Raw genomic sequence first — 12,828 nt, forward strand, 5'->3', positions numbered from 1 at the left:
TGGTATTTGATTTGCGCAACACCAATTTCATGCAACTTAAGAGCAGGACTGTTTTTCTTTTCTTATTTCTGTTGGCATTTGTAATCAGGGGCCCTTTTTTCTTTAGGGATTATATAGACCGGGACGAAAGCACCTTTATACTTATGGGGCAATCCTGGGTGGAGGGCCATTTGCCATATACCGAGCTTTGGGACCTAAAACCCCCCATCACCTTTCTATTCTTTGCTGGTATCATTTATGCCTTTGGAAAAAGTTTTATCGCCATACGGGTATTTGGCACATTGGTAGTGGCGATCACTTCCTTTTTTACTTTTAAAATTGGCAAAGAAATAGGCGGACCAAAACTCGGATTGTGGACAGCAATAGCTTGTACCGCCCTTCAAAGCCTCTTTGGCAGCCTTCAAGGTGTTATGTCCGAACACCTCAGCGTTGCCTTTTTAATGCCTGCAATTTTTATTATCCTGAAATACCATAAATACTATTGGTATGGCCTGGCAGGAATTTTATTGGGGCTCACAGTAATGACCAAGCTTAACCTTGCCTATGCCGTATTGATCTTGGGCCTATTCCTACTCTATAGATCATATGCTGAAAAGCAGTTAAAACAAGGGTTCCAGAACTCGATATTTCTGGGATTAGGGGCGATTCTTGTCATCCTCTTCACCATTTTACCATACTATCAAAATGGTATCACAGCCCTTTGGTGGCAATCGGTCATCTTGGCGCCTTTAGAATATGCCGCAGCAAATAGGGGCTCCCTTTTAGATGTGGCACCCACTTGTTTAATTATCATAGGTTTCTTCCTTTGGGCCTGGAAAAAGAAATATCTGGATTTAAAAAATAGACATGTACAGGTATTGTTCGTCACTGTCATAGGCATTCTCTTCTCTTTTGTGCGAGGGGGGAAAATTAATGGCCACTACCTGATACAAGTATATCCAGCTTTATTGTTATTGGTTGGTATGGTATTGGTCACAATTCCACTCTTGAAACAGTTTAATTGGAAACCGTATTATTTCCTTATTCTACTTCTGGTCCCCATGGAGAGCTATCTGGAGTATTACGCCATCCTAAAAAACAAAGTTGAAAAAGGAACGTTTTTCAATGGAGAGGGAATAGAAGTTCCCCGGTATATTCAAGATCATGACTTGGACAGCTCCAATATTTTGTTTTTAGAATACCATATTGGCTACTGGCTTTTGGATAAAAAACCCTTGACCAAAATTTCTACCCATCCCAGTAACATTTGTAAGGTAGAGATGTTTCCCTATAGTGGAACAACCAGAAAAACGGCCATGGAAGAAATTATATACCTCTTGGAGGACATCCAACCTCCTTTAATAATTACCAGGGATAAGGAAAATATATTCGCAAAGGAAAATACTACTGAAAATGCGTTTACAAGAAACTACCTAAATCAACATTACCGCATTATACAGCTCATTGATCATGCAGAAATCTGGCAGCGATTAGAGTAATTCCAAATTGGCTTTAAATAGGGCTGCATACTTTTTGATGGTCGACTTGTCAAATGCTGTTTCCTCATCTATCCTCCCGATCACGCGTACTTGGGTCTTTTTCACAATAATACTTTCTGTGGCAGGGTGTTCCTTCCCGCTAAAAATAATAGACACGTCGTACCCTTTCATTTTCAACCAGTTGATGGTCAATAGGGAATGATTGATGCTGCCCAGGTAGTGTCTACAGACCACAACAACCTTATAAGTTGGCATAATAATGTCCAGAATGGTGTCCGAATCATTTAAAGGCACCAATAAGCCACCGGCCCCTTCTATGACCAAATGGTTTTCAGCCTCAGGTTCATGTATATTGTTAACATCTATGATCACCCCGTCCAATTCTGCAGCTGCATGTGGACTCATCGGAGTTTTTAGGGCATAGCTATTTTTATGGATCACCGTTTTTTTGTTGGAAACCAAATCAGCTATTTTATGACTATCCGTATATTCCAGTTCTCCCGCCTGAATGGGCTTCCAATAATCTGCTTCCAAGGCTTCCACGATGATGGCAGAGGCAATGGTCTTTCCTACTTCGGTAGAGATTCCTGTAACAAATATTCTTTTCATGGACTTAGAGATATACTAGGGTTTTGTAATAATATTACAATTTAAACATTTGTACTTTTTCTTTTCGAAAAATGGAAAAAGTTTATAAAATAGGGTCTTTCTGTTATAATATGTTTCTGAACGACGAGCTTTGCAATTGGGACAAACTATTAATTCCCCTTGGCTATCTACAGCATAATTCCTGATTTCATTATAAATTTCCAAAGCTTCCTCCCTGTCACTGGAATACACCAAAAGTTTGACACCACCAATGGCATTACTGATCAGCGGATCTGAGTTCAACGTATTTTCATCCCTTAGAAATACTTGTATGCCTTCAGCTTCCAGTCGGCCTTTTATAATTTGCACATCGGCAACGTATTCAAAAGCCCCCAACGTATAAAATTCCTGACCCATATTGATTTTTATATGAAAATAGCCAATAATCGTAACACTTCAGCTATTTCAGCTTTCGTATTGTACGCATGCAGACAAAATCGCAACCGCTCTTGCCCTTCCTTAACAGTTGGTGACAGTATTGGTTTAACGTCGAACCCTTTTTCGCGGAGTTGCCCAGCGATACCCTTAACACGGTCATTGCCAGAAATTACACAGCATTGGATGGCAGAATTACTATCAATAAATTTTAAACCCTGTACCGCTACTTGTTCCTTAAAATACGTGATGTTTTCTTTAAGTGCAGCCAAACTGGTAGTTTGCGATAATTCCTGATAAGAAAGTAATATGGTGGCCAAAGAATGTGGCGGCATCCCTGTTGTATAGATGAAACTTCTCGCGAAATTGACCAAATACTGTTTTAATGTTACGCTACCCAAGACCGTCGCCCCATGGCATCCCATTGCCTTCCCAAAGGTGACTATTCTGGCAAATACCTGATTGTGCAATCCCAACTCCTGCAGCAATCCCTCACCAGTATTGCCCAATACCCCTACTGCATGGGCTTCATCGACAATTAATCGGCAGTTTTGTTTTTTACAGAAATCCACAAAAGCTGTTAAATCCGGACTGTCGCCGTCCATGGAGAAAACAGATTCCGTAATAATATATACTTCAACATTATTTGCAGTGCTCCGGTTGCTTTCCACGAGACGATGGACATCGGCCAGATCGTTATGCTTAAACTTATAGGCTTTAGCGTTGCTCATTCCTAAACCGTCCCTAATGGAAGCATGGATCAGTTCATCATATAAAATAATATCGCCTCTTTGGGGCACAGAACCCAACAATCCCAAATTGGCATCGTAACCAGAATTAAAGACAAGTGCGGCCGGACAGTCATGGAATGTCGCAATCCCACTCTCCACATTCTCGTACAGCGCATTGTTCCCCGATAACAAGCGGGATCCGGTGGCTCCATTAAGGGTATAGTTGTTCTCCTTTAAAAGCCTGGAAGCACCCTCAAAAATATTTTGATCCTTGGCAAATCCCAAATAATCATTGGAGGAGAAATCTATGGGGATATGCGAAATAGTCAATTCCCTCAGCGCATTTTTCGCTGCTCTTTCAGTTAGTTTTTCACGTAGCTTTTTGGGAAAATCGTCCATAACACAAATGTAGTATATCCTGTTTTTAAATGTTATATTCGTGACGATAAACCCTAGAAAAATGAAAAAACTGCTCTTGCTTTTATTCCTTATTTTACTTTCCGGTCCCATAGGTGCCCAAACAAACTCCTATAGCATTTCCTTTGAAAATGCGGGCCACCATGAAGCCGAAATAAAAGCCACTTTTCCAGATCTGAGCATGGATACCATTGGGATTCGCATGAGTAGAACTTCCCCAGGACGATATGCCCTTCATGAATTTGCAAAAAACGTCTATAATGTTACTGCCACGGATAGTAAAGGGACCCCTTTGACCATAACCCGCCCAAACCCCTACCAATGGAATGTATCTGGACATGACGGCACCGTTAATATTAGCTATACTTTATTTGCCAATCGTGGGGATGGCACCTATTCCCAGGTTGATGAAACCCACGCTCACCTGAATATCCCGGCTACTTTTATGTTTGTTCCAGAATTAAGTGATCGGAACATTACGGTCGACTTTAACGTTAGGGAAGATTTAAACTGGAAGGTAGCCACCCAAATGCCCAAGGTAGCAAACAACACCTATTCTGCACCGAATTTGCAATATTTCATGGACAGCCCCACCGAAATTAGCAATTATAACTTGCGGGAATTTGAAGTGGAATCCAATAACAAAAAACAGACGGTTCAATTTGTTTTACATCACAATGGAACTGAGGCGGAATTGGATACCTACTGGGAAAAAGTAAAAAAAATTGTGTTGGCAGAAAAGGATGTCTTTGGAGAACTTCCCACTTATGATTTCGGCACCTATACCTTTTTGGCCTGTTATATCCCAAATGCCTCGGGAGATGGCATGGAGCACAGGAATTCAACAATATTGACCGATAGGGAAGGTTTGGCCGAAGGAGGTATGGAAGGCAACATAGGCACGGTATCCCACGAATACTTTCATTCTTGGAATGTGGAGCGCATACGCCCAAAATCTTTGGAGCCTTTCGACTTTACCGAGGCCAATATGAGTGGCGAATTATGGTTTGCAGAAGGTTTTACCAGCTACTACACCAATCTTATCCTTTGTAGGGCGGGTATCATTACCCCTACAGCTTACATAGAAGGGTTGACCGGCACTTTTAACTACGTGTGGAATTCTCCCGCACGACAATTTTTTAACCCGATAGAGATGAGCTATCAAGCCCCATTTGTAGATGCCGCTACCTCTGTAGATCCTGTTAATAGGGAAAATACTTTTATCTCCTATTACTCTTATGGTAGCGTACTGGGTCTTGCGTTGGATTTGTCCCTCCGTCAGAAAAATCTAAATCTCGACGATTATATGAAGTTGGTATGGCAGACTTATGGCCAAAAAGAAAACTCATATACAGTTGAAGACCTTCATAAAATGTTGAACAAATATGCCGGTACAGATTTCGGCAACCAGTTCTTTGGCAATTATGTGTACAAAAGTGATATGCCCAATTATGCCCCACTTTTTAAATCAGTGGGAGTGGCGCTAAAACAGGATTCCACAAAGCCGTTTTTTGGAGCTTCGGTATCCATAAAGGATGATGGCACTGCTGTTATAGACCGCAACGTTCCCATAGGCAGTCCGGCCTATAAAGCTGGCCTAGAAAATGGAGATATAATTATCTCAGTAAATAATATTTCCTTCAATAAAGAACAACGGTTTTCAGATTTCATCAACCAATTTAAAGTGGGTGATGTACATGAGGTCACTTTTAAAAGATACGGCGTTGAAAAGTCTGCCTCTTTGGTTTTACAAGCAAATCCTTCTTATAGCATTCAATTGATGGAAAAAGAAGGTGTTAAACCATCAAAAGAAGTATTGGCAAAAAGAAAAGCCTGGCTTAAAATATAATAGCAATGGGAATCAGGTATTGTACGGTTAGCACGCAAGATGAATTGGAACAAATTCTTGCCTTGCAACAAGCAAATCTTTGGGCCAATGTAAGTCCCGAAGAAAAGGAAAAAGACGGGTTTGTAACCGTTGAGCACAACTTTGAGATATTGCACCAAATGAATGAGGTCTGCCCTCATATCATCGCCAAGGATGGAGATACCGTAGCGGCATATGCCCTATGCATGCATCCCATGTTCGCGGATAAGATCGATATTTTAAAACCTATGTTTGCAGAAATTGATACCGTTGTGCCCAAAGAAGAAAAATACATTGCCATGGGGCAGATCTGTGTGGGCAAAAGCTATCGCAATCAAGGGATTTTCCGTGGTTTGTACAACGCTATGAAGGCACATGTACAACCAGAGTTCGAAAGTATAATTACGGAGGTTGATGCCAAAAACACCCGTTCCCTTCAAGCCCATTATGCGGTGGGCTTTAAAGAATTGAAAACCTATTTTTCCGACGAGAGGGATTGGGTTTTGATCAGTCTGAAATAATTTTAAATAAAAAAGCCAAACTTTCCAGTTTGGCTTTTTTAATATAATACGTGTAGCAATTTAATCTGCCAACACTATAATTTTATTATTCCTCATTTCAATAGTACCACTGGAAATGGCCAAAACCGTTTCGCCGTTGGCACCTTTTGAAAATTTATCCTTATTGGATTTCTCCAGCACTACATTATTGCCCTTAAATTTTACATTGCCTTCCTGTAATAAAGAAACAATAGCAGCGTGGTTTTCCAAAAGTTGGAATTCACCATTAACTCCAGGTACAGTTACCGAGGTAACTTCTCCTGCAAATAATGTAGCTTCTGGTGATACAATTTCTAAGTACATATTATCTAATTGTTGGTTGCTAGTTTTAGGTCGATCGCTTTTAGTTCATCCAAAGCCCATCAACAGCCAACTATCAACTATTTATGCTTCAGCCAACATTTTCTCTCCAGCCTCAATAGCCTCTTCGATGGTTCCTTTAAGGTTAAAGGCAGATTCTGGTAAGTGATCTAATTCACCATCCATGATCATGTTGAAACCTTTAATAGTTTCCTTAATATCTACCAATACTCCTGGGATCCCTGTAAACTGTTCAGCTACGTGGAAAGGTTGAGACAAGAAACGTTGTACACGTCTAGCTCTACCTACAGCTTGCTTATCCTCTTCTGATAATTCTTCCATACCAAGGATGGCAATAATATCCTGAAGCTCTTTGTAACGCTGTAACAACTCCTTTACTCTTTGCGCACATGCGTAATGGTCTTTTCCTAAGATTTCAGCTGTAAGGATCCTTGAGGTAGAATCCAATGGATCTACTGCAGGATAAATACCCAACTCTGCAATCTTACGAGACAATACGGTAGTAGCATCCAAGTGGGCAAACGTTGTTGCCGGCGCTGGATCCGTTAAATCATCCGCAGGAACGTAAACCGCCTGTACAGAAGTAATGGAACCTCTTTTTGTTGATGTAATACGCTCTTGCATAGCACCCATCTCCGTTGCCAAAGTTGGTTGGTACCCTACTGCAGATGGCATACGACCCAAAAGTGCCGATACCTCAGAACCTGCTTGTGTAAATCGGAAAATGTTATCAACGAAGAATAAAACGTCCTTTCCTTTTCCTTCTCCTGCTCCATCACGGAAATATTCAGCAATGGTAAGACCTGAAAGAGCCACACGTGCACGAGCCCCTGGAGGTTCGTTCATTTGTCCGAAAACAAATGTCGCTTTTGATTCCTTCATTACTTTTTTGTCCACTTTGGACAAATCCCATCCACCTTCTTCCATAGAATGCAAGAATGCGTCACCATATTTTATAATACCTGATTCTAACATCTCACGCAACAAATCGTTTCCTTCACGGGTACGTTCTCCAACGCCCGCAAATACAGAAAGACCACCGTGACCTTTTGCGATGTTATTGATCAGCTCTTGAATCAATACTGTTTTACCAACACCTGCTCCACCAAACAATCCAATTTTACCCCCTTTTGAATAAGGCTCGATCAAATCGATAACTTTGATACCTGTGAACAATACCTCTGAAGAGGTAGACAAGTCTTCAAATTTTGGTGCTTCACGGTGAATTGGAAGTCCATCTTTACCTGCCTTAGGCAAATTCCCTAGACCATCAATGGCATCACCAATAACGTTGAACAAACGACCATATACATCATCTCCAACTGGCATTTGAATCGCACTTCCCGTGGCTTCAACCGCAACACCTCTACTTAAACCATCTGTAGTATCCATGGATACGGTTCTTACAGTATTCTCACCAATGTGTGATTGTACTTCAAGGACCAATTTGGACCCATCTTTCTGACTGATCTCGAGAGAATCGTAAATTCTTGGAAGGGTTGCTCCGGATTGGAATTCTACATCGACCACTGGTCCGATGATTTGAGAAACTTTACCTGTAACTTTTGACATTACTTAAATGTTTATTGTTTAGCGTGATAAAAAACGAACAACAACCTTTTCACCTTTTTTAGGGAGCAGATTTTTCGCGCTGCAAATATATACCTTTTAAATTTAAAAATAAAGGGGTTTTTTACCCTTTTTAAACACAAAAAACGCCTTTCGGTGAAAGGCGTTTTTTATTTGCTATTATAAGACTTATTGCAAATCCGGTGAATAGTTGGTAGGATATGAGCCTACACTTACTTTTGCTTTAGCTTTAATGAAGTTGGAACCATAGGTAGCATCAATAGCCTCCAAAAACTTATTGGCCATTACGGCATATCCCCTAGCTGTCAAATGGATTCCATCCAAGCTGACCAAACCACCAGTGACTAGACTCGCTTTTAAAGTAAAATCTCCGTCCGTAATACCAGTAGTGGCAGCCTCTTGAAGAATAGCTTTGAAATCTACAAAGGCAAGTCCATTGGCATCCGCTAATGACTTTAATGAAACATTGTAAGCATCAGTAGCAGTTAATACTAGAGCCTGTTCTGCAGGTGTCAACACCCATTTATCTTCCAAGGGCAATGAAACACCCTCTACTGAAAATTGGCCCGCCAATGCTTGGGTCAACCCTTGTGACATTAAAAATGCAACCGAGCTTGTATTTACGGTACCGATAATAGAAGAACTGGGAAGCACCAATAAATCATCCGCTGTGGCCTGTCTTGCTTGGCCATAAATAACGCCAAAAAGATTAGCTACAACAGGAGCGGCCTGAGCTGGCAATCCAAAAGATTGCACAAAAGCCGGAAAAGTCGGACTACCATTTAAAACAGCCGTAATCTGCGCAGAAAGATTCGTTAAATTTTCATCCTTAACAACCACCGCACTTGCAGCAGTTCCTGAAAAGACTATTTTACGTTCCGGAACCTGTAAAAAATCAAATACCAAATTCAACTGACCAAAAACACCGTTCAGAGTTGGAATTTGTGGTCCGAAAGATGGATTTAATGGACTCAATGGTTTGTGAGGCACTGTTGTAAAATAAGGCAAATTGGTAATGTAGGGTACATTTGCAATTACTCCTTTAGCACCATTGGCCGTTAAAGCCGTTACCGCAGATGACATGACCTGCGCAAATACATTTGGATCGGTAATATCATTTGAACCATATGTAGTTGGATCTAAATTTCCTTTCTGGTCCACACCTACTCCCCCGGAAGCGGCATATGCCAATACATCATTTCCTCCACCAATCTCTGACAAAGTAAAAAAGGTCGGCTGTTGTGCCAAAGCATCCTCTAACATGGAAGAAGTAGCGCTTGTTGCCATTCTCGCATAATAAGGATTTGCACGACCCAAAGGAACACCGGCCACATTACCATAGCCATTGGCCACTAAATGAAAGCTCTTGGCTCCAGGGACGCCCATATTGTTGAATGGCCCCGTCGGGTTATTAATCAGTAAATCTGTTGTTGGCGTAACTGGCCCAATAAACGCTTGTAAACGAACTGGCGCAGAACCGCTAAATACCAATCGATTATCCGCAATTTGAGTACCCCCCAAAAGAAGGCCACCAAAATTATCGTTCATCAAAGGCTGATTGAAACTCCCACCACCGGCCAATGCAAATTGTTGTGCCAGTATTGCTGGAAAGGAATTCTGCTGCCCTGCCTTAAACAATGCGCCATCTGTATATCCTGCAGTAAAGGATGCCCCTATGGAAACATAATTGGAAAAGTCTGCAGACCCCGCGGTAAGTGCTGGCACTTCCTCAGCCACCTCAACCATGGTAACATCCTCTTCTGTATTACATGAAGCAAATGCTAAAAGGACAGAGGCGAATAAAATATATTTTATAGTTTTCATTATAAACTTTATTTAAAATTTTACAAGTTGTTTATTGTCCATGAAACGTAATACATAGATCCTATAAATCCGGTTCCGAAAGCGGTAAAGTATTCCTTACCTCCTAAGTTTGTACCCCCTATTTTGAAAGAAGATTTTATACTTGGAACATCATAATTGATCTGCGCGTCAAAAGTGTGGTATTCCGGTACAACGCCATTTCCAAAGGTGGCTTCCCAGAAATAATCATCACTAAATCTGTAGGCTACATTGAAACCAAAGTTGTTGAACAGGTTGGCATTCCCGAAAGATGCCTTGAACTTATGTTCTGGGGTGTTGAAGCTCGACATAAAATCTGGATTGGCTTCTTGGTCAAAATCCTGTTTGGCAAAAGTGTAACTACCACCTAAATCATAGTTACCTAAAACCTTCATATTTAGTCCAAGAGAGGCCCCGTATGAACCAATATCTACATTAGAGTTTGTATAAGCACTATATGCCTGGAAATCGCCATTAGAGATGGCAGCGACAGAAAAGCTCCCATCACCTACGGTTCCATAATAAGGCGCTATAACCACCTCTTGGGAAATGAAATCCTTGTATTTATTGTAATAAGCGCTGAAATCTACCACCAATCTTTTAATTTTTCCTCTATACCCAATTTCCGCTGAAGTAACCTGTTCTGGTTTAACAAGATCAGGGTTTGCTATTACCAAATCAGCAGGATTTCCTGTCTGACCCAGTCTTTGTACTGAACTCAAAGAATACGAGTTATTATATGCTGCCGCACCGGTTTGAGTTATTGTAGCTGGCTGTCCTAATAGTTGTCCACCCCCACTTACTTCAAAATCCCTTGAATATCTATCCAAGTTTTCAGGGGCAGAACCAACTAAAATTGCTCTTCCCGCATCCAATCCGATAAATAAATCTTGGGTAGTAGGGTTTCTAAATCCTGTTTGTACGGAAGCCCTGATATTGTGATTTCTATTTAGGGTTAGTCCCGCGGATAATCTAGGTGAAAAGAACCCATCAAAAAACTCGGACTTATCATAACGAACAGAACCAGTTAATTTCAAATTACTGCTTTCCGTTATTTCCAAATTCTTTTGGACCTGTGTGTATATTCCAAATTCAGAATAGTTTATAGGGCCATCAGTATCCGTGTAGATTGTTCCAGATGAATTTAAACTATACTCTCTAAACGATCCTCCAACTTGAATTTCCGCAAAATCGATTAAATGACTGAAGTTGTAATTTGCATCAGAATGATAGTATTTGGAGGCATCCTGAAATTTGGATCCTGTAGAGAGGTCTGGATCGTTGATACTTCTGTTAAAAGCAGCCTTAAACTCTGGGGAGCCTGGCAAATATCTACCAGATTCTGCTCGTGCCCTTGCCGCAGCATGAGCTTGCTCATTAGTTGCCCCTTGCAATGTAGCTTGCACATATGTACCCGTATATTCTCCAAACCAGGTATTATCATCTTTCCAAGCCCTGTTGATGTTGATCCCTGTAAAAACCATATCATAAGAATCTCCTGCCTTATCGGCAACCAAATAACCTCTCACAAAGAAATTGTCATTTCTTATTTCCAACTTGTGCTGTTCTTGGAAAAAGCCATTGATATTATATCGGTTGGTCCCTTGGTAAATTGTGGATCCCGTCCCTACCTTACCTACGTAAGAGATCTCGAAATCATTTTCCCATGGGCGGTAGTACAATCCCCAATCTGCTTTTATACTTTCTGCCTTATTGTTGGTAAGAACCTGCTCATTATATCCTGTTCTACTTACTTCAACAGAAGGTACCAATGCGTTAGCACCGGCAGGCAATATTCCCAATCCTTCAAGGGTTACGGCAACATCTTTTATATCCGTTGAAACTTCATCCCCATAAACGTTTATACCATCATAGTTCAAATCTGCCCTTGTACCACCAACTGTAGTCTTATCAACCTCACTGTTCGCAGCCCAATCTGTACCTCTTAAGTACCCAAAATTCACCTTTCCGGCAAACTTATCACTGAACTTATAGGCGGCCCTGATACCAAAATCGGTATAATAGTTATCTCCTGCTGCTTCTTGTGAAGTGATCCCTCTTTTTATATGTGAGCTGATCCCTTGATAATCAAAAGGATTTTTACTTCTCATAAATAAGATTCCGTTGAAAGCGTTGGCCCCATAAAGTGCCGAAGATGCTCCAGGCAAAAGTTCCACGCTTTGAACATCCGTTTCTATCATCCCTACCAAGTTCCCTATCGGGAAGTTCAAGGCTGGCGTAGAGTTATCCATCCCATCTACCAATTGCATGAACCTCGTGTTTGCAAATGTTGCAAAACCTCTAGTGTTGATAGATTTAAAGGTCAAACTATTCGTATTGACATCAACCCCTTTTAAACTTTCCAAACCGCCGTAAAAATCGGCAGCAGCGGTATTTTTAATATCCGCTAGACCGAATCTTTCCACTGTCACCGGAGATTCAAATATTCTTTCTGGGGTTCTGGAAGCCGAAATGACCACCTCATCCAATTGAGTCTGCTCTTCATTCAAGGTTACCTCAACAGTTTGATTGTTTTGGGTAATTCTAGAAGTGGCTGAAACAAATCCAATACTTGTAATACTTAACGTAAAGGGAGGGTTTTCAGCTGTGCTTAAGGTAAAATAGCCATCAAAATCTGTTACCGTTCCTATCGCCTTGTTTACTATTACAATACTTGCTCCTGGAATAGGCTCATTATTTTGATCTACCACTTTACCTTTTACTGTTGTTTGGGCGATGGAAGTCAATCCCAACAACAAAAAGGACATAAGTACCAATGTTCTCATTCTAAATTTGAGTTTAGTTAATTTGGAGAACAAGATATATATATTTTTGCTTCCGTGTTAAGGAAATCTAAAAAAATTATGCATGCATAGTATTAATTTAACAATAGACCACCTCTCAAACTATGGCATTCTCAAAATAAGGGCATAAAAAATCCCTTAATCACCAAATTCTTCAAGATGGCAATTAAGGGATCTTTTATTTAATATTTTCGT

10 protein-coding genes are annotated in these 12,828 nt (G+C 40.7%); 3 read left to right on the top strand and 7 right to left on the bottom strand.

Annotated elements, in window-relative coordinates:
* The first annotated feature begins 29 nt into the window (after positions 1-29).
* The gene (locus ABXZ32_RS03865) at positions 30-1,478 is read left to right on the top strand and encodes an ArnT family glycosyltransferase (protein ID WP_354617353.1); all 1,449 of its coding nucleotides are present in this window, start codon (positions 30-32) and stop codon (positions 1,476-1,478) included.
* Here the strand turns inward: ABXZ32_RS03865 and bioD are convergent.
* From bioD to ABXZ32_RS03880, 3 genes are read right to left on the bottom strand one after another with little or no spacing between them, the layout of a single operon-like run.
* On the bottom strand, positions 1,470-2,087 hold the full coding sequence (gene bioD, locus ABXZ32_RS03870; RefSeq protein WP_354617354.1) for a dethiobiotin synthase: 618 nt from the start codon (positions 2,085-2,087) through the stop codon (positions 1,470-1,472). The genes ABXZ32_RS03865 and bioD overlap by 9 nt on opposite strands.
* Before the next feature lie 15 nt (positions 2,088-2,102).
* On the bottom strand, positions 2,103-2,483 hold the full coding sequence (locus ABXZ32_RS03875) for a putative signal transducing protein (protein WP_354617355.1): 381 nt from the start codon (positions 2,481-2,483) through the stop codon (positions 2,103-2,105).
* Between the two features lie 8 nt (positions 2,484-2,491).
* A complete protein-coding gene (locus tag ABXZ32_RS03880; protein ID WP_354617356.1) occupies positions 2,492-3,631 on the bottom strand; it encodes an aminotransferase class I/II-fold pyridoxal phosphate-dependent enzyme in 1,140 nt (379 codons plus the stop codon).
* 61 nt (positions 3,632-3,692) lie between these two features.
* On the opposite strand from ABXZ32_RS03880, the gene ABXZ32_RS03885 reads away from it, so the two are divergent.
* Both ABXZ32_RS03885 and ABXZ32_RS03890 read left to right on the top strand, forming a co-directional pair.
* Positions 3,693-5,498, top strand: a complete 1,806-nt coding sequence (locus tag ABXZ32_RS03885) for a M61 family metallopeptidase (protein ID WP_354617357.1) — start codon at positions 3,693-3,695, stop codon at positions 5,496-5,498.
* Between the two features lie 5 nt (positions 5,499-5,503).
* Positions 5,504-6,037, top strand: coding sequence for a GNAT family N-acetyltransferase (locus ABXZ32_RS03890; protein WP_354617358.1), 534 nt, complete (start codon positions 5,504-5,506; stop codon positions 6,035-6,037).
* Positions 6,038-6,097: 60 nt separating this feature from the next.
* Here the strand turns inward: ABXZ32_RS03890 and ABXZ32_RS03895 are convergent, their stop codons facing one another.
* From ABXZ32_RS03895 to ABXZ32_RS03910, 4 genes are all read right to left on the bottom strand, one after another.
* Positions 6,098-6,379 carry a F0F1 ATP synthase subunit epsilon gene (locus tag ABXZ32_RS03895; RefSeq protein WP_354617359.1) on the bottom strand — a complete coding sequence of 94 codons (282 nt, stop codon included), beginning with the start codon at positions 6,377-6,379 and terminating at the stop codon, positions 6,098-6,100.
* 81 nt (positions 6,380-6,460) lie between these two features.
* Positions 6,461-7,969, bottom strand: a complete 1,509-nt coding sequence (gene atpD / locus ABXZ32_RS03900) for a F0F1 ATP synthase subunit beta (RefSeq protein WP_354617360.1) — start codon at positions 7,967-7,969, stop codon at positions 6,461-6,463.
* Positions 7,970-8,155: 186 nt separating this feature from the next.
* Entirely contained in the window at positions 8,156-9,811 is a 1,656-nt protein-coding gene (locus ABXZ32_RS03905; protein WP_354617361.1) for a G-D-S-L family lipolytic protein, read from the bottom strand.
* A 20-nt stretch (positions 9,812-9,831) separates the two neighbouring features.
* Positions 9,832-12,615: a TonB-dependent receptor gene (locus tag ABXZ32_RS03910; protein ID WP_354617362.1), complete on the bottom strand. Its 2,784-nt coding sequence runs from the start codon at positions 12,613-12,615 to the stop codon at positions 9,832-9,834.
* Positions 12,616-12,828 lie beyond the last annotated feature (213 nt).

The sequence above is a fragment of the Sediminicola luteus genome (assembly GCF_040566555.1).
GTDB lineage: Bacteria > Bacteroidota > Bacteroidia > Flavobacteriales > Flavobacteriaceae > Sediminicola.

Excerpts from the sequence above, each read along its gene's own strand:
- atpD (WP_354617360.1), bottom strand. The coding sequence starts at position 7,969 with ATGTCAAAAGTTACAGGTAAAGTTTCTCAAATCATCGGACCAGTGGTC.
- ABXZ32_RS03905 (WP_354617361.1), bottom strand. The coding sequence starts at position 9,811 with ATGAAAACTATAAAATATATTTTATTCGCCTCTGTCCTTTTAGCATTT.
- ABXZ32_RS03865 (WP_354617353.1), top strand. The coding sequence starts at position 30 with ATGCAACTTAAGAGCAGGACTGTTTTTCTTTTCTTATTTCTGTTGGCA.
- ABXZ32_RS03895 (WP_354617359.1), bottom strand. The coding sequence starts at position 6,379 with ATGTACTTAGAAATTGTATCACCAGAAGCTACATTATTTGCAGGAGAA.
- ABXZ32_RS03890 (WP_354617358.1), top strand. The coding sequence starts at position 5,504 with ATGGGAATCAGGTATTGTACGGTTAGCACGCAAGATGAATTGGAACAA.
- ABXZ32_RS03885 (WP_354617357.1), top strand. The coding sequence starts at position 3,693 with ATGAAAAAACTGCTCTTGCTTTTATTCCTTATTTTACTTTCCGGTCCC.
- ABXZ32_RS03875 (WP_354617355.1), bottom strand. The coding sequence starts at position 2,483 with ATGGGTCAGGAATTTTATACGTTGGGGGCTTTTGAATACGTTGCCGAT.
- ABXZ32_RS03880 (WP_354617356.1), bottom strand. The coding sequence starts at position 3,631 with ATGGACGATTTTCCCAAAAAGCTACGTGAAAAACTAACTGAAAGAGCA.
- bioD (WP_354617354.1), bottom strand. The coding sequence starts at position 2,087 with ATGAAAAGAATATTTGTTACAGGAATCTCTACCGAAGTAGGAAAGACC.
- ABXZ32_RS03910 (WP_354617362.1), bottom strand. The coding sequence starts at position 12,615 with ATGAGAACATTGGTACTTATGTCCTTTTTGTTGTTGGGATTGACTTCC.